Raw genomic sequence first — 20915 nt, 5'->3', positions numbered from 1 at the left:
CTGGAGGTTGACTCCGAACCGCTCAGACGGCCGCTCAGACGAGGCTGCGGAGCACGTACTGCAGGATGCCGCCGTTGCGGTAGTAGTCGGCCTCACCGGGGGTGTCGATGCGCACGACCGCGTCGAACTCGACCGTCTGCTTGCCCTCGGGCGAGAACTCCGACGGCGCCGCGGTGACCTTGACCGTCTTCGGCGTGCGGCCTTCGTTGAGCTCCTCGAGTCCCGCGATCGACACGATCTCGGTGCCGTCGAGGCCCAGCGACTCCCACGACTCACCCGCCGGGAACTGCAGCGGCACGACGCCCATCCCGATGAGGTTGGAACGGTGGATGCGCTCGAAGCTCTCGGTGATGACGGCCTTGACGCCGAGCAGCGAGGTGCCCTTCGCCGCCCAGTCACGCGACGAGCCGGAGCCGTACTCCTTGCCGCCGAAGATCACGAGCGGCGTGCCCTGCGCCTGGTAGTTCATGCACGCGTCGTAGATGTACGACTGCGGGCCGCCGGGCTGCGTGAAGTCGCGCGTGTAGCCGCCCTCGACGACGTTGCCGTCGTTGACCGCCGCGAGGAGCGCGTTCTTCAGGCGGATGTTCGCGAAGGTGCCGCGGATCATCACCTCGTGGTTACCGCGACGCGAGCCGTACGAGTTGAAGTCGACGCGGTCGACGCCGTGCTCGGTGAGGTACTGCGCGGCGGGCGTGCCGGCCTTGATGTTGCCGGCCGGGCTGATGTGGTCGGTCGTCACCGAGTCGCCGAGCGTCGCCATGACTCGGGCACCGTGGATGTCGGCGACGGGCGTGAGTTCCATCGTCATGCCGTCGAAGTACGGGGGCTTGCGCACGTAGGTCGAGTTCTCGTCCCACTCGAAGATCGGGCCGGTCGGCGTGGGCAGGCTCGTCCAGCGCTCGTCGCCGTCGAACACCGTCGCGTACTGCTTGATGAACTGCTCGCGCGAGATCGACGAGTCGATCGTCTGCTGCACCTCGTCGGGCGACGGCCAGATGTCCCGGAGGAACACGTCGTTGCCGTCGGAGTCCTTGCCGAGGGCATCCGTCTCGAAATCGAAGTGCATCGACCCCGCGAGGGCGTACGCGACGACGAGCGGCGGCGACGCGAGGTAGTTCATCTTCACGTCGGGGCTGATGCGGCCCTCGAAGTTGCGGTTGCCCGAGAGCACCGCGGTGACCGCGAGGTCGTGGTCGTTGACGGCCGCCGAGACCTCGTCGATGAGCGGGCCCGAGTTGCCGATGCAGATCGTGCAGCCGTAGCCGACCGTGTAGAAGCCGACGGCCTCGAGCGACTTGTCGAGACCCGACTTCTCGTAGTAGTCGGTGACGACCTTCGAGCCCGGGCCGAGCGTCGTCTTGACCCACGGCTTGCGCTTGAGTCCCTTGTCGACGGCGTTCCGCGCGAGGAGGCCGGCGGCGATCATGACAGACGGGTTCGACGTGTTCGTGCACGAGGTGATCGCCGCGAGCGTCACCGCGCCGTTGTCGAGGAGGTAGGACGTGCCCTCGGGGGTCGTCACCTTGACTGGCTTGGACGCCGCCGCGGGAGCACCGGACGAGATGTGCACCTCGCGGGTCTCCTCCTCTTCGACGCCCGGGGTGTTGCCCGGGTCGGACGTCGGGAACGAGTGCTTCGACTCGAGGTCGACGATGTCGTGGTTGGTGCTCGCCGTCATGTAGCCGACGATGTCCTTCTCGAACTGCGACTTCGACTCCGACAGCAGAATGCGGTCTTGCGGGCGCTTCGGGCCGGCGATCGACGGCACGACCGTGCCGAGGTCGAGCTCCATGTACTCGCTGAACGCGGGCTCGATCGACGGGTCGTGCCAGAGCGACTGCAGCTTCGCGTAGGCCTCGACGAGTGCGACCGACTGCTCGTCGCGGCCCGTGAGACGGAGGTACTCGAGCGTCACGTCGTCGATCGGGAACATCGCCGCGGTCGAGCCGAACTCCGGGCTCATGTTGCCGATGGTCGCGCGGTTGGCGAGCGGCACGGACGCCACCCCGGCACCGTAGAACTCGACGAACTTGCCGACCACGCCGTGCTTGCGCAGCAGATCGGTGATCGTGAGCACGACATCCGTCGCCGTCACCCCCGCCGGGATCTCGCCCGTGAGTTTGAAGCCGACGACGCGCGGGATGAGCATCGACACCGGCTGCCCGAGCATCGCGGCCTCGGCCTCGATGCCGCCCACGCCCCAGCCGAGCACGCCGAGGCCGTTGACCATCGTCGTGTGGGAGTCGGTACCGACGCACGTGTCGGGGTAGGCCTGGAGGACGCCACCGTTCGTGCGGTCGTAGATGACCTTCGCGAGGTGCTCGATGTTGACCTGGTGCACGATGCCGGTGCCGGGCGGCACGACCTTGAAGTCCTGGAATGCCGTCTGGCCCCAGCGGAGGAATTGGTAGCGCTCGCCGTTGCGCTGGTACTCGATCTCGACGTTGCGCTCGAGGGCGTTCTCGGTGCCGAAGAGGTCGGCGATGACCGAGTGGTCGATGACCATCTCGGCGGGCGAGAGCGGGTTGATCTTGTCGGGGTCGCCGCCGAGCGCCGTGACCGCTTCGCGCATCGTCGCGAGGTCGACGATGCACGGGACGCCGGTGAAGTCCTGCATGACGACGCGCGCCGGCGTGAACTGGATCTCGGTGTCGGGGTCGGCGGCCGGATTCCAGGCGCCGAGCGCCTCGATCTGCGACTTGGTGACGTTGGCGCCGTCTTCGGTGCGGAGGAGGTTCTCGAGCAGCACTTTGAGGCTGAACGGGAGCTTGTCGTAGCCCGGGACCTTGTCGATGCGGAAGATCTCGTACTCGGTGCCCCCGACGGTGAGGGTGTCCTTCGATCCGAAGCTGTTGACCTGCGACATGGCGTCTCCTCGTGCGCGGCCCTTGTCGAGCCTCTCTCGGCACCCATCCTGACCGCGGCGTGGCGCCGCTGCCAGTAAGCCAAGCCTAAGCCCGATGAACTCGCTCGGCCGGGGCAATTTATCTTGACATCAAGATAAATCTACCACCCTCAGCGTCCGTCGTCCGGCTCCTCGCGTGCGCGCCACGCCGTGCGGACCAGCAGCCAGGTCACCCAGAGCAGACCCGCATAGAGCGGCACGCCCATGATGAGTTTCGTCGCCGCGAGGGCGTCGGCGGTCGAGGCGAAATAGAGCGGCACCTGCACCGCGAGGCGCAGCGCCGAGAGCGTCGCCCACAGGATGGTGGCGATCGCCGCGACCCGCAGCTTCGCGGGATCCTTGCGCCAGTCGTCGTCGTTCAGCAGCAGGCCGACGAGCACGCCGACGAACGGACGCCGCACCGCGAGGCTCACCAGCATGACGAGCAGCACGGTGGCGTTGATGAAGAACCCGGGCACGAAGTTGTCGTTGGCATTGCCTGTGAACAGGGCGAGTGCGGCGGAGATCCCGATGCCGAGCGCCCCCGCGAGCGCCGTCGTCACCGACTGGCGGGTGAGCACCCGGACGATGATGAAGATCACCGAGAGCGCCAGCGGCGCGAGCACCGACGGCAGCAGCTCCTTCGTGATCGTGTAGGTCACGAGGAAGCCGAGACCGGGCACGATCGACTCGACGAGGCCGCGGATGCCGCCGATCGCCGAGAGCAGCGCGCCGGCCGTCGGGGTCTCCCCCGGCTTCACCCGCCCGAGGCCCGAGCGCTGCGCGGCGGCCGCCATCGCCTCGCGGAACGTCGGGACGGCGTCGTTCCCCTGGTCGGGATCGGGCGTCGAGGGATCGGTCGCCGCGGCCATCAGACGGCGGTCGCCGGGCCGGTGGGCGTGGTACCGGTGGTGGGGGCGGCACCGGTCGGCGTCGCACCGGTCGCTGTCGCACCCTGCACCGAGCCCGGCACGTGCAGCGGGATGAGGTCGCGCGGCGGCATCGGAGTCGACCCGCGCACGACGACGATGCTGCGCAGCAACTCCTCGACGCGCGCCGCCGCCTCGGGGTTGACCGCCGCTTCGCCGCTGATCACACCGCGGAGGAACCAGCGCGGGCCGTCGACGCCGACGAAACGTGCGATGCGGCTGCCCTGACCGCTCGGCGCCGGCAACTCCGCACGCAGCTCCGGCCCGAACGGACCGGTCGTCTCCTGGGTGCGCCCGCCCTGCTTCTCGATCTGCTGCACGATCTGCGCGCGGATCTCGTGCCAGAGGCCGCTCGACCGCGGTGCCGCGAAGGGCTGCAACTGGAGCGTGGAGCCCGCGTAGTCGAGCGCGACGGCCACGACGCGCTTGTTGCCCTCCTCGACCTCGAGTCGCACCGCGAGCTCGGGTCGGGGCAGCAGCTTGATGCCGCCGAGATCGACGTACGGTCGCACCGGGTTGGCCTCGGACTCGTCGAACGGGCCGGCGGTGGCCCGATCGTCGGGGGCGGACTTGGGATGCTCGAGGTCGCTCACGAGGAAGCCTTCTGTTGAGAGCCGGTGGGGCTCTGTCGATAGCCGGTCGAACCGAACCCGCCCTCGCCGCGCTCGCTGCCCGGAAGTCGCTCGACCTCGACGAACCTCACACGCGGCAAGGTCATGACGATCAGTTGCGCGATCCGGTCGCCGGCGGAGATGGCGTACGACTCGCGGGCGTCGGTGTTGAGCAGGGTGATGCGGATCTCGCCGCGGTAGCCGGCATCCACCGTGCCCGGCGAGTTGACGATCGTGATGCCGTGCCTCATCGCCAGACCGCTGCGGGGCACGACGAAACCGACGTACCCGTTCGGCAGCGCGATCGAGAGGCCGGTCGGCACGGTCGCGCGCTCCCCCGGGGCGAGCACGACATCCTCGGTCGAGACGAGGTCGGCGCCGGCATCGCCCGGGTGCGCGTAGACCGGGAGGGCGCCGGTGAACAGCACCTCGATCGACTCGGTCACCCCACCGAGGCTAGTCCATGGTCGAATGGGGCAATGCAGGACCGCGAACCGCCCGCCGTCTATCGGGAGCGACTCTGGCCCGCCTGGTGGGTGTTCGTCGCCACGGCGCTCGTCATCCCCGCGAGCCTGCTCGTCTTCCTGCCGATCTCGGTGATCGCCGGCTATGTGAGCGCGGGCGTGCTCTACGTCGCCATCGTCGTCACCCTCGTCGTGACCACCCCGCTGATCGAGGTGACCGACGGGATGCTGCGCGCGGGCCGGGCGCGCATCGAGCGTTCCTACGTGGGTGCGGTGACGGCGCACGAGGGCGCCGACGCCTTCGCCGAGCGCGGCACGCGACTCGACGCCCGAGCCTGGCTGCTGCTGCGACCGTGGCTCTCCGGCGTCGTGCGCGTCGAGCTCACCGACCCCGACGACCCGACGCCCTACTGGCTCGTGTCGACCCGCCGTCCGCGAGAGCTCGCGGCGGCCCTCACCTCGGTGGTCGAGTAGCGGCGAAGCCGCGTGTCGAGACCTGGCTCCGGCCGCCGAGACGGCGACCGGCGCGGCCTGAGCGACGGCGCGAAAGCGCCCTCGCCTTCAATCAGGCCGCGCAGTCCTTGCAGACGGCGCCGAGCTTCGTGTCGTGGTCATGCTGCGACTGGTGCTTCACCAGGAAGCAGCTGACGCACGTGAACTCGTCCTCCTGCGGCGGGAGCACGACCACATCCAGGTCGAGGTCGGACAGATCCGCCCCGCCCAGTTCGAATCCATCTGCCGAGGCGTCATCGACGTCGACGACCCCCGACAGCTTGTCCGGGGTGCGCTCCTGAAGGGCCTGGATGGACTCGGTGTCCTCGTCGGTCTTCCGCGGTGCGTCGTAGTCGGTTGCCATGCCCATCCATCTCGTGTGTTACTGCCGGGGTGCGATTCGGCGGCGTCAGTCTGCATGATCGAACCTGGATTCGCAAACCACCCGGAATCCGCCGTTGGTCGCGGTCGAGACAACTTCCGGCGCGCCCGCGTTATTCCCCGCAATCGGCGACGAGCCGTGGCATCCTGACCCCGGAGAGGAGGGGCTCGATGCAGGAACTCAAAGTCATCGGCGTGGAGGACGGCTCACTGCTCGTCGCCTCCGACGAGGGCACCCGCTATCGCGTCGCGATCGACGACGTGCTGCAGTCACGACTGCGCCAGTCGTCGCCGGCCGCCGGCGACGCCCGCAAGCTCTCGCCCCGCGAGATCCAGTCGCACATCCGCGCCGGGATGTCGGCCGAAGACGTCGCCGCCATCACCGGGGTGCCGCTCGAGTACGTGCAGCGGTTCGAAGGCCCTGTGCTCGCCGAACGCGAGTACGTCATCGAGTCGGCGCTCGGGGTGCCCGTGCAACTCGCCGCCGACACCGACCCGTTCGGCGGCGGGGCCACCTTCGGCTCCGTCATCCGCCGTCGCCTCGCCGACGCCCACGCCATCAGCGAACGCTGGGCGTCGTGGAAAGAGGAAGGCGGAGGCTGGATCGTGAAACTCACCTTCGTCGCCGAGACGATCGAGCACGACGCGCGGTGGTCGTTCGAGCCGAAGAAGTCGACGCTCGCACCCCTCAACCAGGAGGCGATCTCACTCTCCCAGCAGGGCGACCTGCCGACCAACCTCGTACCGCGTCTGCGGGCCGTGCCGCTCGGCGAACAGCCCGACGCCGCGCGCTTCGACAGCGGAGCCTTCTCCGTCACGCCCGCGGGCGACGAGACGGGACCGCTGCTCGAACCCGTCCCGTACGGTCGCGTCGGCGACGCCGAACCCCTCCCGGCGAAGAAGAACCAGACCGCCGACCTGCTCGAAGCCCTGCGCAAGCGGCGCGGGGAACGCGACCCGATGGACCCCGACCACGAAGAGTCGCTCGCGGCGCATCCGTCGACGGGTACCGTCCGGCTCATCGAGGTTCCCCTCGACACGAGCGACGACCAGCCCGTCGAGTCGATGCGCACGAAACCCACCGCGCGCGACCGCAACTCCACCGGGCCCCAAGGCAAGCGCGGCTCGAAGGGGCGGCAGTCCATGCCTTCCTGGGACGAGATCGTGTTCGGGGCGCGTACCGACGACGACCTCTAGGTCGGTCGGGCACGGGCAGGGCCTCGCGAGTCAAGAGCGGGGACCCCTACCCCGATTGACTCGCGAGGCCCTGCCCGCACCCTCCTTCTGTTGCTCGGATGGGGGGCTTCCTCCAGCTCCCTCGCGGGTCCCTCGTGTGAGAGGGGCTACTTTCCGAAGGCTCCGAAACGGAGGAGGGGGATGTCGCGCTCCTCGGGGGTGAGGGAGCCGTGCTGGCCGACCATCGTGCGGCCGGGGTCGCCGGCGTCGGGGTAGTAGGCGATCCGGGAACGGGCCGCCACGAGGATGTCGCCGATGCGCGGCAGCACGTCGGGGTCGACCTCGCCGAAGAAGCCGGCGTCGACGGCTTCCTCGCGCGTCGCGATCCACGCCCGCTTGCCCTCGGCTGCCTGCCAGCGCGCGAGCACCTCGTCGGTGTCGGCGCCGGGCTCCAGGTGCAGCGCGAGACAACGCGGCTCCCCCGACACGTGCCGGACGCCCGCGAGCAGGGCGGGATCGAGGATGACGTGGTCGTCGAACGGGATGTCGAGCCCGCCGTGGTCGCCCGTGACGAGAAGCCCACTGCGCGCTCCGAGCCCGCCCGCGAACGCGGCGACCGCGGCATCCACGTCTTCCAACGCCGCCGTCCACGCGTCGGAGCCGACGCCCTTCGCGTGCGCGGCCGCGTCGACCTCGTGCGCGTACACGTAGGTGAGCGATCGCGGCTGCTGCGCGTGGATGCGCCGCACCTCCGCGAAACGGTGGGCGATCGAGTCGCCCGGGCGGTACTCGGCACCGCGGAGCACCGCTGCTGTGAACCCCGAATCCCGGTAGCGCGCCGGTCCCACGGCGAAGGCAGGGATGCCCTCGGCCCCCGCGCGCTCGAAGAGCGTCGGCACGCGCTGCCACGAGCCGGGATCGAGATCCGCCCCCCACCCGGTGAGCAGATTGACGACGCGATCGCCGCTCGAATCGAAGCCGAGGTAGCCGACGAGACCGTGGACGCCGGGCAGTTCGCCGGTCGTGAGCGACGCCAGCGCCGACGCCGTCGTCGAGGGGAAGACCGACTGGATGACCGACGATCGGGGTGCCGCCAGGAGTCGGCGGGCGTACCCGCGATGCGCCTCGAGGGGCACCTGGCCGAGGCCGTCGACGAGCAGCACGACGGCGTGATCGACGGCGGGCAACCCGAGCGTTCCCCGGTCGCCGCGTACCGCGTCGAGGCAATTCCTCAGCACGTCGGTGAGGCTGAACCGGTGAGATCGGGCCGCCGGTAGCATGGCCCCGATCTTATGACTCCCCCACCTGCACCCCCCGCCGACAACGCTTCCGCGACCGGCGGCAGCACCACGACCTCCGCCCCCGGCGAACGCATCGAAGACGTCGACGTCTCCGCCGAGATGGAGGGCTCGTTCCTCGAGTACGCGTACTCGGTGATCTACTCGCGCGCCCTGCCCGACGCGCGCGACGGGCTCAAGCCCGTGCAACGCCGCATCCTGTTCCAGATGTCGGAGATGGGGCTGCGCCCCGACCGCGGGCACGTGAAGAGCGCGCGCGTCGTCGGCGACGTCATGGGCCGCCTGCACCCGCACGGCGACACGGCGATCTACGACGCGCTCGTGCGGCTCGCGCAGGACTTCACGATGCGCGTGCCGCTCGTCGACGGCCACGGCAACTTCGGCTCCCTCGACGACGGCCCCGCCGCGGCGCGCTACACCGAGGCGCGGATGCGAGCCTCCGCCGTCGCGATGTGCGAGGGGCTCGACGAAGACGTCGTCGACTTCGTGCCCAACTACGACAACCAGCTCACCCAGCCCTCGGTGCTGCCGGCGGCCTACCCGAACCTGCTCGTCAACGGAGCCTCGGGCATCGCCGTCGGCATGGCGACCAACATGGCACCGCACAACCTCATCGAGGTCGCCGCCGCGGCGCGCCACCTGCTCGAGAACCCCGACGCGACGCTCGACGAGCTGATGGCCTACGTGCCCGGGCCGGACCTGCCGACCGGTGGCCTGATCGTCGGGCTCGACGGCATCCGGGATGCCTACGCGACCGGCCGCGGCTCGTTCAAGACGCGCGCGAAGGTCGCGGTCGAGCAGGTCGCGGCGCGCAAGACCGCGCTCGTCGTCACCGAGCTGCCCTACCTCGTCGGCCCCGAGAAGGTCATCGAGAAGATCAAAGACGGCGTGCAGGCGAAGAAGATCACCGGCATCTCGGATGTCACCGATCTCACCGACCGCAAGAACGGCCTGCGTCTCGTCATCGGCATCAAGACCGGGTTCAGCCCCGAGGGCGTGCTCGAGCAGCTCTACCGCCTCACGCCCCTCGAAGACGGCTTCGGCATCAACAACGTCTGCCTCGTCGAGGGCCAGCCGCAGACGCTCGGCCTCAAGCCGTTGCTGCAGGTCTACCTCGACCACCGCATCTCGGTCGTCACCCGCCGCTCGCGCTACCGCCTCACCCGTCGGCAGGAACGCCTGCACCTCGTGCTCGGCCTCCTCATCGCGATCCTCGACATCGACGAGGTCATCCAGGTGGTGCGCACGTCCGACGACGCCGCGCAGGCCCGCACCCGGCTCATGGATGTCTTCGACCTCTCGGTGCCGCAGGCCGACTACATCCTCGAACTGCAGCTGCGCCGCCTCACCAAGTTCTCGCGCATCGAGCTCGAGACCGAGCGCGACAAGCTGCAGGCCGAGATCGCCGAACTCGAGGCGCTGCTCGCCGACCCGACGCTCGTGCGGCGCCGCGTCGCCGAAGAGCTCGACGAGGTCGCCGAACGCTTCGGCACCCCGCGGCGCACCCTGCTGACCGAGGCGAAGGCCTCGATCGCCGCCACCCCCGCTCAGCGTCGCGCCGCGGCGGCAGGTGGCCCGGCCCTCGAGATCGCCGACGGACCCACCCTCGTCGTGCTCTCCACGACGGGCCGCACGGTGCGCGTCGAGGGCGGCGAGATCACCGCCCGCAGCGGCCGGCGCAACCGGCACGACGCCATCCTCTCGACCGTCGCCACGACCGTGCGCGGCGAGCTCGGCGCCATCACGTCACGCGGTCGTCTCGTGCGCTTCACCCCCGTCGACCTGCCCTCGGTGCCCGGCAACTCGGTGCAACTCGCCGCGGGAGCGAAGATCACCGAGTACCTCGCCCTGCCCGACAAGAAGGAGCGCGTTCTCGGGCTCGTCTCGCTCGACTCCGACGAGCCGATCGCCCTCGGCACCGCGTCCGGCGTCGTGAAGCGGGTCACGCCGGGCGCGTGGCCGAGCAAGCCCGACTTCGAAGTCATCGCCCTCAAGCCCGGCGACGAGGTCGTCGGCGTCGCCCAAGGACCGGACTCCGAGGAGCTCGTCTTCATCACGACCGACGCACAGCTGCTGCACTTCCCGGCATCCCAGGTGCGTCCGCAGGGTGTGGCCGCGGGCGGCATGGCCGGCATCAACGTCTCCACGGGGGCGAAGTCGCTCTTCTTCACGTCGGTCGACACCTCGGTGCCGCTCGTCGTCGCGACGATCTCGACGCCCGCCGACACGCTGCCCGGCGCCGACCCGGGGCGCGCGAAGGTCTCGGCGTTCGGCGAGTTCCCGGGCAAGGGCCGCTCGACCGGCGGAGTGCGCGCACACGCCTTCCTCAAGGGTGAGAGCGCCCTCGCCCTCGCCTGGGTCGGCCCCGAGCCCGCCCTCGCCGTCGGCACCGACGGGTCGCTGCGCACCCTCCCCGAGAGCGGCGCGAAGCGCGACGGATCGGGCACCCCGATCGATGCCGTCGTCGGCTCGATCGGTCGCGCGCTCTAGGACCCGGCTCTACTCCTCGATGAAGCCGCCGGACTGGCGCGCCCACAGCCGCGCGTAGCGTCCGTCCGCCTCGAGCAGCTCCGCATGCGTGCCCTGCTCGACGATCCGTCCGTCTTCCATCACGAGGATGCGGTCGAGCTTGGCGATCGTCGACAGCCGGTGCGCGATCACGATGCTCGTACGGTCGCGCATGAGCTCGTCGAGGGCCTCCTGGATGAGCACCTCCGACTCGCTGTCGAGCGCCGAGGTGGCTTCGTCGAGCAGCAGGATGGGCGCATCCTTGAGCACCGCTCGGGCGATCGCGATGCGCTGCCGCTGGCCACCGGAGAGCTTCACGCCGCGCTCCCCCACGAGCGCTCCGTAGCCGCCGTCGATGCGGCGGATGAACTCGTCGGCCTGCGCGCGCCGCGCCGCACCCTCGACGTCGTCGCGCCCGAGCGGGCGGGTGGTGCCGTAGGAGATGTTCTCCTCGATCGAGCGGTGGAACAGGCTCGTGTCCTGCGGCACGAAGGCGATCATGCGCGCGACCGAGCGGATGTCGACCCGCTGCCCGTCGAGCTCGATCTCGCCGACCTGCGAGGGGTAGTACCCGAGGAGGATCTTCGTGAGGGTGCTCTTGCCGCTGCCGCTCCGACCGACGACGCCGATCTTCTCGCCGCGCCGGATGACGAGCGAGAAGTCGCGGATGACCTCGTGCTCCGGCTGGTCGGGGTAGGCGAACGACAGCCCCTCGAACGCGAGACGGTCGCGGAACTCCGGCGCGGGCTCCGGCTCGGCCGGGTCGACGTCGTCGATGATCTTCGGCCCGAACAGGTAGAGGTGCGACTCCTCGACGCGCGCGAACTTCATGCTCAGGTACGACACCTGCCAGATGAGCTGCCAGATCGTCGTCGAGAACAGCACCGCGGTCGTGAGCACGGTCGTCAGCTGGGCGATCGTGATCTGCCCGTCGAGGAAGAGCACGACGTTGAGGATGATCGCCGCCGGCCAGATCGCATTGCGCACGACCATGCTCATGACGATCCAGAAGATGATGTCCCACCGGAACGCGGAGCGCGCGGCCAAGAACGACCGCCGCTGCTCGCCGATCATGTGGCCGACCTCGGCGAGGTCGGTGAAGAACGCCTTGACCGACGCGAAGTTCGCGACGGCGTCGATGACGCGCCCGTTCTTGGTCGAGATGACGTCGGTCTCGATGCGCTGCGTGCGGATGGCGTGGCCCAGCGGCCAACGGCCTACGACGAGAAGCAGCAGCATGCCGCCGACGAAGATCGCGCCGGTCTGCCAGTTGATCGAGGTGAGGATGGCGACGGTCGCGACGACCCCGATGATCTGCCCGATGTAGGAGAAGAAGACATCCATCAGCAACTGCCGGATCTCCTGCGCGATGCCCGTGATGTACGAGCCGATCTTGCCGGTGAGCTTGTCGACGAAGTAGTCGTACGGCCGCGTGACGACGTTGCGGAAGAGAGCCGTCTCGTAGCGGAAGCTCAACGGCAGCACGAATCGCGCGTAGAGGAACTCCGACCCGTGCCACGTGACCATGTGTCCGGTGGAGCAGGCGATGAGGAGCCCGACGAAGAGCCACGGGTCGGTGCCCTCGGTGAGCGCGCCGACGAGCCAGCCGATGACGAGCGGGATGATCGCCGTCGCGATGTTCGCGACCGTGAAGGTGGTCGCGACGAGACCGAATCCGGGCAGCGCAGGGCGGATGAAGCGCAGGAAGGACCGTGTTCCCGGCAGGCGCGGGGCCGGCGGGCGCGGCGAAGTGGTGGCGTCGTTCATGGTGGCGTTCGGTGGGGTCGTGACAGGGATCGGTGAGGGAGCAGCCCGCCAGCCTATCCCTTCACCGCATCTCGTCGGACTAGTGCGGTATCCCGAACACGAACGCGAGCACCGCGATAATGGCCCACCAGAGCAGCAGCCCGGCGAGCAGCCCGACCGCGATCTGTTTCGTGAACCGCCAGACGAGCCAGGTGGCGACCGCCGCGACGACCGCGGGGATCGTGTCGACGAGGGTGATCGCGTCGCGCGGCGCGAGGATGCCGGGCACGGCGATCGCGGCGAGCACGGCCGGGCCGACGAGCGGAAGGTAGCGCTCGACCTTCTTCGGCGGTCGCAGCTTGCGGCTGACGAGGAAGATCGCGCGGCTCACGAAGGTGACGATGCCACCGAGGACGATCGCGAGGAGCTCAAGCATCGACCGCCTCCGTCTCGCCCGTGAGCGGCTGCGTACGGCGGTCGGAGAGGCTGAGCGTGATCGCCCCCGCGACGACCCCCGCGACCGCGCCGACCAGCAGGCCGAAGCCGTTCGGCAGGCCGTTCGCGATCGTCGCGGCCGTGCCTGCGACGGCGGCCGCGACGAGCCCCGCGCTGTTGCGGATGAGCGGCAGCGTGAGCAGCAGGAACGTGAGCGGGATCGCGAGCTCGAACGGCACCCACGCCGGGATGAAGGCTCCCGCGACGATACCGATCGCCAGCAGCGAGGTCCAGCCGACGAGGCACGTGAACCCCGCCGCGAAGTAGAAGGCACGCTTCTCGCGCTCGGCACCGCCGCCGTCGGGCCCGTCGAACCGGGCCGCCGCGAGGGCGTACACGGGGTCGGCGAGGAGGAACGCGGCGCCCATCCGCTGCGATGTCGACCAGTCGGCGAGGTGCGGCGCGAGCGCGGCGCTGTAGAGGAGATGCCGCGCATTGATGACGGCGACCGTGAACACCACGAGCGCGAGCGCGGCCCCGACGTGCAGCAGCTGCACCGCCGCGATCTGCGCCGCTCCGGCGAAGATGATCGGCGAGCTGACGATCGAGATCCAGGCCGGCACCGAGGTCGCGCCCATGGCGGCGCCGGCCGCGAGGCCGAACGGGATGTAGCTGACGACGATGATTCCCGCTCCGCGCATCCCGGCGTGCCGTGCCGCGCGCACACGCTCCGTCTCGGACAGCGGGATGGGCTCGCTCACGGCTTCACTGTCCCACCGCGCACCGACACCCGCCACGTCCGATCGACTCCGAGTGGACCGTCAACGCTCGACGCCGTAGAAGTCCGCGATGCGCGCGAGGGAGTCCGCATCCTCGTACCGCCAGACCAGCTGATCGTCGGAGCACACGTACACCGAATCCGGCTCGCCGAAGCGTGCGCGCAGGAGCTCGGTGTCGAGCGCGAGCTCGTCGCCGCGACCGTTGACGTAGAAGAACGTGCCCGCCTCCGTGCGGGAGGTCGCGCGGTTCGCCATCCAGGTGTTGGGTTCACCGCCCGGCAGGATCGGGATGAGTCGCAGACCCGATGCCGACGGGAGAGCGAGGCGGCGCGCATCCGAGAACGTCGCGTAGCCGAGCTCCCCGGGGGCGGCCGCGTCGAGGCACCGGGTCTCGGCAGTGCGGTACCCGAAGTAGCCACCCGCCGCGGGGAGGTGGCCGATCGCCCCGGTGACGATCCCCAGCACGACGAGACCGCCCGCCGCGACGACGGCCGCCTCGGCGAGAAGGCTCCGCGGCAGCTTGAGCAGCGCGAGCACGAACGGCAGGATGAGCACCGGCCACAGGTAGTAGTAGTGCGTGATGAGCGCGACGAACGTCGCCGCGAGGCCGCCCAGCGGCACGACGCCGAGGTAGACGGCGGCGAGGAGACGGCGGTCGGCGAGGGTGCGACGCCGCAGCACGACCACGGCGGCCGCGACGGCCGCCCCGAGACACGCGACGGCGAGCACCGCGCCGAGTAGGAGCACGAACGCCGTCGCCGGATCGCGCAGCTCGTAGGCGTAGTACTGGCGGAGGCCGTCGAGGCGCCCCTGGAACCGCACGAGATCGACGTACGTCAGCGGCGAGGTGCCCTGCAGCGGGGACACGGCGATCCGCACGACCGCCGCGGTGGCCAGCGTCGCGCCGACCCAGAGCGCAGGACGCACCGCCGACCGCGGCCCGGACCGTGCGAACCCGACGAGCAACGCGGCCGCTCCCCCGGCGCCGGCGAACACGAGCGTGAGCGGATTGGCCGCGATCGTGAGCGCGAGGAACGCCGCCGTCGCGATGCGGGCGCCCCGGGATCGGGCGAGCAGGAGCACGGGCGCCAGCAGCAGCGCGGCGTACTCCCCCGCGTAATAGCTCGGCGCGAGGTGGAAAGAGAGGATCCACGACGTGCCGACGAGCGGCAGTGCGACGAGCGGCGTCGACGCGACCAGGCTGCGCAGCAGCCCCGTCCCCTCGCCCGGGAACAGCACGCGCACGAGCGCGAGCACCGCGAGGAACATCCCGGCGCCGTGCAGTGCCGCGACGACGAGGTAGTAGACGTACACGTCGCCCGCGGCCGCGAGGAACGCGACCCCGCTGACCGGCAACTCCGGGAAGACGAAGACCTGCGGCGAGAACGACCAGTCGAGCGGGCGACCCGCCGCGACGTCCTGCAGGAACTGGAACAGCACGCCGTTGTCGCTCGACCGCAGTTCCCACTGGATCGGCCACGTCCCGGGCGAGGTCGGTTCCCCGCCCGCGCGGATGAGGAACACGAGCGCCGAGAGCATCCCGACCCCGACCGCACCGACGGTGGGGAACAGGAGGCGACGGAGCACCGAGCGCAGAGCCACCGAACTACATGTCGATGCGGTCGCGGTCGAGACCCTGCCCGGCGATGATGAAGTCCTTGCGGGGGGCGACGTCGTTGCCCATGAGCAGCTCGAACACGCGCGACGCGTTCTCGGCGTCGCGCACCTGCACGCGGCGGAGGGTGCGGTGCGCCCGGCTCATGGTCGTCTCGGCGAGCTGGTCGGCATCCATCTCGCCCAGTCCCTTGTAGCGCTGGATCGGGTCCTGATACCTCTTGCCCTGCTTCTCGAGACCCTTGAGCACACCGTTCAGCTCGGCCTCGGAGTAGGTGTAGATGATGTCGTTCGGCTTCGAGCCGGGGTTGATGACGACCACGCGGTGCAGCGGCGGCACGGCCGCGAACACCCGCCCCTCGTCGATCATCGGACGCATGTAGCGGAAGAACAGGGTCAGCAGCAGGGTGCGGATGTGGGCGCCGTCGACGTCGGCGTCGCTCATGATGATGACCTTGCCGTAACGCGCCTGCTCGAGGTCGAACGTGCGCCCCGAACCGGCCCCGATCACCTGGATGATCGACGCGCATTCGGTGTTCGAGAGCATGTCGGCCACCGAGGCCTTCTGCACGTTGAGGATCTTGCCGCGGATGGGCAGCAGCGCCTGGAACTGCGAGTCGCGCGCGAACTTCGCGGTGCCGAGTGCGGAGTCGCCCTCGACGATGAACAGCTCGGTGCTCGCGATGTCGTTCGAGCGGCAGTCGACGAGCTTCGCCGGCAGCGACGACGACTCGAGGGCGTTCTTGCGACGCTGCGTCTCTTTGTGGGCGCGCGCGGAGATGCGGCTCTTCATCTCGGCGACGATCTTGTCGAGCACGAGCGCGGTCTGCGCCTTGTCGTCGCGCTTGCTGCTCGAGAAGCGCTCGGCGAGAGTCTTCGTGACGACGCTCGTGACGATGTTGCGCACGGCCGGGGTGCCGAGCACCTCCTTCGTCTGCCCCTCGAACTGAGGCTCGGGAAGACGCACCGTGAGCACGGCGGTGAGGCCGGCGAGGATGTCCTCCTTCTCGAGCTTCTCGGAGGCGGCGACCTTCAGTCGGCGGGCGTTCTTCTCCACCTCGGAACGCAGGAACTTCATGAGCCCCTGCTCGAAGCCCGACTGGTGCGTGCCGCCCTTGGGCGTCGCGATGATGTTGACGTACGAGCGGAACGTCGAGTCGTACCCGGTGCCCCAGCGCAGGGCGATGTCGACCTCGCACTCGCGCGACACCTCGGTCGGCACCATGTGACCGTTCTCCTGCAGCACCGGCACCGTCTCGGTGAAGCCGCCCGACCCTTGCAGGCGCCAGGTGTCGGTGACCGGAGCGTCGGGGGCGAGGAAGTCGACGTACTCGGCGATGCCGCCCGCGAAGCGGAACGTCTCGCGCGTCGGCGCGCCCTCGACCCGCTCGTCGACGACCTCGAGCGCGAGACCGGGCACGAGGAAGGCCGTCTGCCGGGCGCGGGCGAGGAGCGAGTCCATCTCGAACTCGGCGCCCTTCGTGAAGATCTGGCGATCGGCCCAGTAGCGGATGCGGGTGCCGGTCACCCCCTTGGCGACCTTGCCGGCCTTGCGCAGCTCGCTGCCCGAGGTGAACGGCGTGAACGGATTGTCGGGGCTCGGCGCCCCTGGGTCCTGGAACGTGCCCGGCTCGCCGCGGTGGAAGGACATCGCCCACGTCACGCCGTCGCGGTCGACCTCGACGTCGAGGCGCTCCGAGAGCGCGTTGACGACCGAGGCACCGACGCCGTGGAGGCCGCCCGACGCTGCGTAGGAACCCCCGCCGAACTTGCCGCCCGCGTGGAGCTTCGTGAAGACCACCTCGACGCCCGAGAGCCCCGTCTTCGGCTCGATGTCGACGGGGATGCCGCGCGCCCGGTCGCGCACCTCGACGCTCGCATCCGGATGGAGCACGATCTCGATCTGCGACCCGTGTCCGCCGAGCGCCTCGTCGACGGAGTTGTCGATGATCTCCCACAGGCAGTGCATGAGGCCGCGGGAGTCGGTCGAACCGATGTACATGCCGGGGCGCTTGCGCACCGCCTCGAGTCCTTCGAGCACGGAGAGGTGGCGGGCGGAATAGTCGCTGCTCGCCACGGGTTCTCCTCCTCGGACAGGGTCAGGGACGTCGGCCGGACGCAGGCCGTCGATCAGACTAACCCCGGCCGCCGACCGACTCGGGCACGCCACCCCGACCGGGGGAGAACCCCTCGCGCTCACACCTATTCCCCAGTGCGCCGAGAGCGAAATGCCCGGCTCATGACACACCCGTGACCGTGGCGCGTGCTTGGATGGGAGCACGGCAACCCCGAGGAGGAGCACATGTCGCAGTTCGCACCCGACAACACGGTCGACGAGCTCGAGCGTCCCGAGCAGCTCCTCACCGCGCTCGACCGCTGCGACTACTGCGGCGCTCAGGCGTACGTGAAGGCGACGCTCACCACCGGTGAGCTGCTGTTCTGCAATCACCACGCGAACGAGTTCAAGTCGAAGCTCCAACCCGTCGCGCTCGACTGGCACGACGAGTCGAGCCGGCTGTTCGAGCCCGTCGGCGAGTAGACACCGAACTTCCGAAGGCCCCCGGCCGGATCCCCGAGATCCGAACCGGGGGCCTTCGTCGTTCGTGCTTGGATGAACCGTGCCTGGGATCCGTCGTCGCGCGCTCGTCGACCTCGACGTCTTCGCGCGGCAGCTCTCCGACTCGCTCGACGCCCGCGCCGACGCCTTCGGACACGGCCTCCGACTTCTCGCCCCCGTCGCGCGCGCCGCAGGCGTGGAGCGGATCGTCGTGTCCGATGACCGCGACGCTGCGATCGCTCGGTCGGCCGGGTTCTCCGAGCGCGCCGTCATCGTCGATCGTGGCGGCGCGGGTACCGACAAGGCTGCCTACGGGCTGTCGACGGGCTCCCCCGTGCTCACGGTCGTCGGCGAGGTCGTCGCGCTCAAGCGCGTCCCCGCGGGCGCTGGGGTCTCCTATGGCTACACCTACCGGGCGCCGGTGCCGACGATGCTCGCCCTCGTCGCTCTCGGCTACGCCGACGGGGTTCCCCGGGGCGCCTCCAACCGTGCGGAGGTCGCGGTCGCCGGCACGCGACATCCCCTCGTCGGCAGGATCGCCATGGATCAGCTCGTACTCGACGTCGGTGACGCATCCCTCGACGTCGGGATGGACGCCGTGCTCTGGGGACAGGAGTCTCGCGGCGAACCCACCGCGCTCGACTGGGGTGTGTGGTCCACGCGCGACCCCTGGGTCCTGACTGCGGGCCTCGCCCCGCGGGTCACGCGGGTGGCGCGATGACGAGCCGGATCGAGATCGACCTCGCCGCCTTCCGCAGCAACGTCCGCACGCTCGCGGCGATGGCGGCCCCGGCTCGCACGATGCTCGCCGTCAAGGCCGACGGGTACGGCCACGGCATGATCCCCATCGCACGTGCCGCCCTCTCGTCGGGTGCCGACTCCCTCGCTGTGCTCGACGTCGACGCCGCACTGGCGGTGCGGAGCGCCGGGATCGACGCACCCGTGTTCGCGTGGCTGCACGGGGCCGAGACCGACTTCCGTGCCGCCGTCGACGCCGACGTCGACCTCGGGGTCTCGTCGCTCACCGAACTGCATCGCATCGCCGACGCGGGTGGATCGCGAGCCGCGGCCGTGCACCTCAAGATCGACACGGGCCTCCATCGCAACGGCGCCAACCCCGAGGACTGGCCGGCTCTCGTCACCGCAGCCCTCGCCGACGACCGCGTGCGAATCGCGGGGATCTGGTCCCACCTCGCCGACGCGTCGCCGGAGGCGGACGACGTGGCGCTCAGCGAGTTCCGTGCGGCCGTCGCGGCGGCGGCGGCGCTCGGGGTGCCGATGGACGGGCCGGATCGACCGCTGCTCCATCTCGCGGCGAGCTCTGCGGGCATCCGCATGCCGGAGGCGCGATTCGATCTCGTCCGCTTCGGGATCGCCGCCTACGGCTCGTCGCCGTTCGACGACCGGACGGCGGCCGAGCTCGGGATGCGTCCTCCGATGACGATGTACGGCACCGTGATCGGACGCCGCGGCGATCGCGCGACCGTCGACCTCGGAGCCGCGGACGGCATCCCGCCGCTCCTCCTCGGTGCCCACATGGTCGTCGCTGGGCGTCCGGCGGGGGTGCAGGCCGTCGACGTCGACACGTCCACGGTCGAGGGTCCGGCCGAGGTCGGCGACGAGGTGATCGTGTTCGGACCGGGCGACCGCGGGGAGCTCACCGTCGAGGAGGTCGCCGCGTGGAGCGAGACGATCGGCGACGAGGTGCTCGCGCGCGCGTCGACCCGCATTCCTCGGGTCTACCTCCACGAGTGACGCGCGAGTTGCAGAACTCCCCCGGAGGACGGAGCAATGTGCAACTAAGTCGACAAAACCCTCACACGACGCGACGGATGATGCCGAGCGGGGTGGACTCGTGGCCCTGGCCGATCGGGTTGTCCTTCAGGATGCGCACCGCCAGGGCCTCGTCGGACTTCGAGATCGTCGAGCCGAGGATGTTGCCGCCGATGTCGTTGATGTCGACGAGCAGCACCTCGACGTCCTTGCCGTGCGTGGCGAGGAGCGCCTTGACCTCGCGGCACACCCGGTACGGCTTCGCCGCGGTGAGCACGACCATCTCGTCGTAGGGCGGGATCGTCGGGTAGCCGGGGCCGTCGATGCCGCGCGCCTTCTTGCCGGCGATGCGGTAGAAGTCGCCCGTGCGCTTGAACAGCTTCTTCGACACGACCGAGACGGCGGCGGCGAACAGGATGCGCGGCGTGCCGACCTCCTGGATCGCCATCTCCATCGTCTCGGGGATGCCGAGACCGATGCCCCACGGCGTGCGCACGACACGCTTCGCGAGGTAGATCGCGAGCGGACGCGGCTTCACATCCTCCACTCGGGTCGCACGACCCTGGGAACCTGCGACCATCTTCTCGGTCATGAAGAACCAGTCGCCGTCGCGCAGGTCGGGAAGACCGTACTGCTCGACCACCGGGCCGAGCGGCTCTCCGGGCAGCACGACGTGCGTCTTGATCGGGTGCCGCTCGAAGCGGACACCGTCGACCTCGACCTCGCGCGGCCGGACGCGGTTCTCGTCGTAGGGGACGTCCACGCTGCTGCGCTCGCGCTTACTCGAGGTAGTCGCGGAGCGACTGCGAGCGGCTCGGGTGACGCAGCTTCGCCATCGTCTTCGACTCGATCTGACGGATGCGCTCGCGCGTCACGCCGAACGTGTCACCGATCTGGTCGAGCGTCTTCGGCATCCCGTCGCCGAGGCCGAACCGCATGCGGATGACGCCCGCCTCGCGTTCCGAGAGGGAATCGAGGAGCGACTCGAGCTGCTTCTGCAGCATCGTGAAGCCCACCGCGTCGGCCGGGACGACCGCCTCGGTGTCCTCGATGAGGTCGCCGAACTCGGAGTCTCCGTCTTCGCCGAGCGGCGTGTGCAGCGAGATCGGCTCACGGCCGTACTTCTGCACCTCGATGACCTTCTCGGGCGTCATGTCGAGCTCGCGCGACAACTCTTCCGGCGTGGGCTCGCGCCCCAGGTCTTGCAGCATCTGGCGCTGCACGCGGGCGAGCTTGTTGATGACCTCGACCATGTGCACCGGGAT

19 protein-coding genes are annotated in these 20915 nt (G+C 69.9%); 6 read left to right on the top strand and 13 right to left on the bottom strand.

The features are described from left to right. Positions 1–34 precede the first annotated feature (34 nt). The 4 genes from acnA to dut all read right to left on the bottom strand — a co-directional run bounded on the left by acnA (position 35) and on the right by dut (position 4873). Complete coding sequence (gene acnA, locus ACO1X9_RS15730; protein ID WP_486351800.1) at positions 35–2869, bottom strand: aconitate hydratase AcnA; 2835 nt, start codon at positions 2867–2869, stop codon at positions 35–37. A 149-nt stretch (positions 2870–3018) separates the two neighbouring features. Continuing rightward, the gene (locus tag ACO1X9_RS15725) at positions 3019–3759 is read right to left on the bottom strand and encodes a DUF3159 domain-containing protein (protein WP_486351799.1); all 741 of its coding nucleotides are present in this window, start codon (positions 3757–3759) and stop codon (positions 3019–3021) included. Beyond that, the gene (locus ACO1X9_RS15720; protein WP_486351798.1) at positions 3759–4409 is read right to left on the bottom strand and encodes a DUF3710 domain-containing protein; all 651 of its coding nucleotides are present in this window, start codon (positions 4407–4409) and stop codon (positions 3759–3761) included. The genes ACO1X9_RS15725 and ACO1X9_RS15720 overlap by 1 nt, the downstream gene beginning before the upstream one ends. Next, entirely contained in the window at positions 4406–4873 is a 468-nt protein-coding gene (dut, locus tag ACO1X9_RS15715) for a dUTP diphosphatase (protein ID WP_486351797.1), read from the bottom strand. The genes ACO1X9_RS15720 and dut overlap by 4 nt, the downstream gene beginning before the upstream one ends. A gap of 33 nt (positions 4874–4906) precedes the next feature. Here dut and ACO1X9_RS15710 point away from each other — a divergent pair, with 33 nt between their 5' ends. Then, positions 4907–5365, top strand: a complete 459-nt coding sequence (locus ACO1X9_RS15710) for a DUF3093 domain-containing protein (protein ID WP_486351796.1) — start codon at positions 4907–4909, stop codon at positions 5363–5365. A 91-nt stretch (positions 5366–5456) separates the two neighbouring features. On the opposite strand, the gene ACO1X9_RS15705 is transcribed toward ACO1X9_RS15710, so the two are convergent. Then, a complete protein-coding gene (locus tag ACO1X9_RS15705) occupies positions 5457–5747 on the bottom strand; it encodes a DUF4193 domain-containing protein (protein WP_486351795.1) in 291 nt (96 codons plus the stop codon). A 188-nt stretch (positions 5748–5935) separates the two neighbouring features. On the opposite strand from ACO1X9_RS15705, the gene sepH reads away from it, so the two are divergent. Beyond that, positions 5936–6961, top strand: a complete 1026-nt coding sequence (gene sepH, locus ACO1X9_RS15700) for a septation protein SepH (protein WP_486351794.1) — start codon at positions 5936–5938, stop codon at positions 6959–6961. 146 nt (positions 6962–7107) lie between these two features. On the opposite strand, the gene ACO1X9_RS15695 is transcribed toward sepH, so the two are convergent. After that, positions 7108–8220: an alkaline phosphatase family protein gene (locus tag ACO1X9_RS15695; protein ID WP_486351793.1), complete on the bottom strand. Its 1113-nt coding sequence runs from the start codon at positions 8218–8220 to the stop codon at positions 7108–7110. Positions 8221–8232: 12 nt separating this feature from the next. Here ACO1X9_RS15695 and ACO1X9_RS15690 point away from each other — a divergent pair, with 12 nt between their 5' ends. Then, positions 8233–10728 (top strand): DNA gyrase/topoisomerase IV subunit A, encoded by a 2496-nt coding sequence (locus tag ACO1X9_RS15690; RefSeq protein WP_486351792.1) that lies wholly within the window; start codon positions 8233–8235, stop codon positions 10726–10728. 9 nt (positions 10729–10737) lie between these two features. Here the strand turns inward: ACO1X9_RS15690 and ACO1X9_RS15685 are convergent, their stop codons facing one another. From ACO1X9_RS15685 to ACO1X9_RS15665, 5 genes are all read right to left on the bottom strand, one after another. Further along, positions 10738–12513, bottom strand: coding sequence for an ABC transporter ATP-binding protein (locus ACO1X9_RS15685; RefSeq protein WP_486351791.1), 1776 nt, complete (start codon positions 12511–12513; stop codon positions 10738–10740). Positions 12514–12592: 79 nt separating this feature from the next. Continuing rightward, a complete protein-coding gene (locus ACO1X9_RS15680) occupies positions 12593–12928 on the bottom strand; it encodes an AzlD domain-containing protein (RefSeq protein ID WP_486351790.1) in 336 nt (111 codons plus the stop codon). Then, complete coding sequence (locus tag ACO1X9_RS15675; RefSeq protein WP_486351789.1) at positions 12921–13688, bottom strand: AzlC family ABC transporter permease; 768 nt, start codon at positions 13686–13688, stop codon at positions 12921–12923. Before ACO1X9_RS15675 ends, ACO1X9_RS15680 begins: the two co-directional genes overlap by 8 nt. A gap of 60 nt (positions 13689–13748) precedes the next feature. Then, on the bottom strand, positions 13749–15308 hold the full coding sequence (locus ACO1X9_RS15670; RefSeq protein WP_486351788.1) for a hypothetical protein: 1560 nt from the start codon (positions 15306–15308) through the stop codon (positions 13749–13751). 4 nt (positions 15309–15312) lie between these two features. After that, positions 15313–17397, bottom strand: a complete 2085-nt coding sequence (locus ACO1X9_RS15665) for a DNA gyrase/topoisomerase IV subunit B (RefSeq protein WP_486351787.1) — start codon at positions 17395–17397, stop codon at positions 15313–15315. Between the two features lie 225 nt (positions 17398–17622). Between ACO1X9_RS15665 and ACO1X9_RS15660 the strand changes: the two genes are divergently transcribed. The 3 genes from ACO1X9_RS15660 (at position 17623) to ACO1X9_RS15650 (ending at position 19632) form a co-directional block, all read left to right on the top strand. Further along, positions 17623–17859 (top strand): DUF7455 domain-containing protein, encoded by a 237-nt coding sequence (locus tag ACO1X9_RS15660; protein ID WP_486351786.1) that lies wholly within the window; start codon positions 17623–17625, stop codon positions 17857–17859. A 79-nt stretch (positions 17860–17938) separates the two neighbouring features. Then, positions 17939–18598 (top strand): alanine racemase C-terminal domain-containing protein, encoded by a 660-nt coding sequence (locus tag ACO1X9_RS15655; RefSeq protein ID WP_486351785.1) that lies wholly within the window; start codon positions 17939–17941, stop codon positions 18596–18598. Further along, positions 18595–19632 (top strand): alanine racemase, encoded by a 1038-nt coding sequence (locus ACO1X9_RS15650; RefSeq protein ID WP_486351784.1) that lies wholly within the window; start codon positions 18595–18597, stop codon positions 19630–19632. Before ACO1X9_RS15655 ends, ACO1X9_RS15650 begins: the two co-directional genes overlap by 4 nt. Positions 19633–19693: 61 nt before the next feature. Here the strand turns inward: ACO1X9_RS15650 and ACO1X9_RS15645 are convergent, their stop codons facing one another. Continuing rightward, positions 19694–20413: a coenzyme F420-0:L-glutamate ligase gene (locus ACO1X9_RS15645; protein WP_486351783.1), complete on the bottom strand. Its 720-nt coding sequence runs from the start codon at positions 20411–20413 to the stop codon at positions 19694–19696. Between the two features lie 16 nt (positions 20414–20429). Further along, positions 20430–20915 (bottom strand): sigma-70 family RNA polymerase sigma factor (locus tag ACO1X9_RS15640; protein WP_486351782.1); only part of this gene is annotated, 486 nt, incomplete at its 5' end.

The sequence above is a fragment of the Pseudolysinimonas sp. genome (assembly GCF_057350545.1).
This window is presented reverse-complemented; position numbering and strand designations above follow the sequence as displayed.

Coding starts and splice junctions, on each gene's coding strand:
- acnA (WP_486351800.1), bottom strand. CDS start 2,869: ATGTCGCAGGTCAACAGCTTCGGATCGAAGGACACCCTCACCGTCGGG.
- ACO1X9_RS15725 (WP_486351799.1), bottom strand. CDS start 3,759: ATGGCCGCGGCGACCGATCCCTCGACGCCCGATCCCGACCAGGGGAAC.
- ACO1X9_RS15710 (WP_486351796.1), top strand. CDS start 4,907: ATGCAGGACCGCGAACCGCCCGCCGTCTATCGGGAGCGACTCTGGCCC.
- ACO1X9_RS15705 (WP_486351795.1), bottom strand. CDS start 5,747: ATGGCAACCGACTACGACGCACCGCGGAAGACCGACGAGGACACCGAG.
- sepH (WP_486351794.1), top strand. CDS start 5,936: ATGCAGGAACTCAAAGTCATCGGCGTGGAGGACGGCTCACTGCTCGTC.
- ACO1X9_RS15695 (WP_486351793.1), bottom strand. CDS start 8,220: ATGCTACCGGCGGCCCGATCTCACCGGTTCAGCCTCACCGACGTGCTG.
- ACO1X9_RS15690 (WP_486351792.1), top strand. CDS start 8,233: ATGACTCCCCCACCTGCACCCCCCGCCGACAACGCTTCCGCGACCGGC.
- ACO1X9_RS15685 (WP_486351791.1), bottom strand. CDS start 12,513: ATGAACGACGCCACCACTTCGCCGCGCCCGCCGGCCCCGCGCCTGCCG.
- ACO1X9_RS15680 (WP_486351790.1), bottom strand. CDS start 12,928: ATGCTTGAGCTCCTCGCGATCGTCCTCGGTGGCATCGTCACCTTCGTG.
- ACO1X9_RS15660 (WP_486351786.1), top strand. CDS start 17,623: ATGTCGCAGTTCGCACCCGACAACACGGTCGACGAGCTCGAGCGTCCC.
- ACO1X9_RS15650 (WP_486351784.1), top strand. CDS start 18,595: ATGACGAGCCGGATCGAGATCGACCTCGCCGCCTTCCGCAGCAACGTC.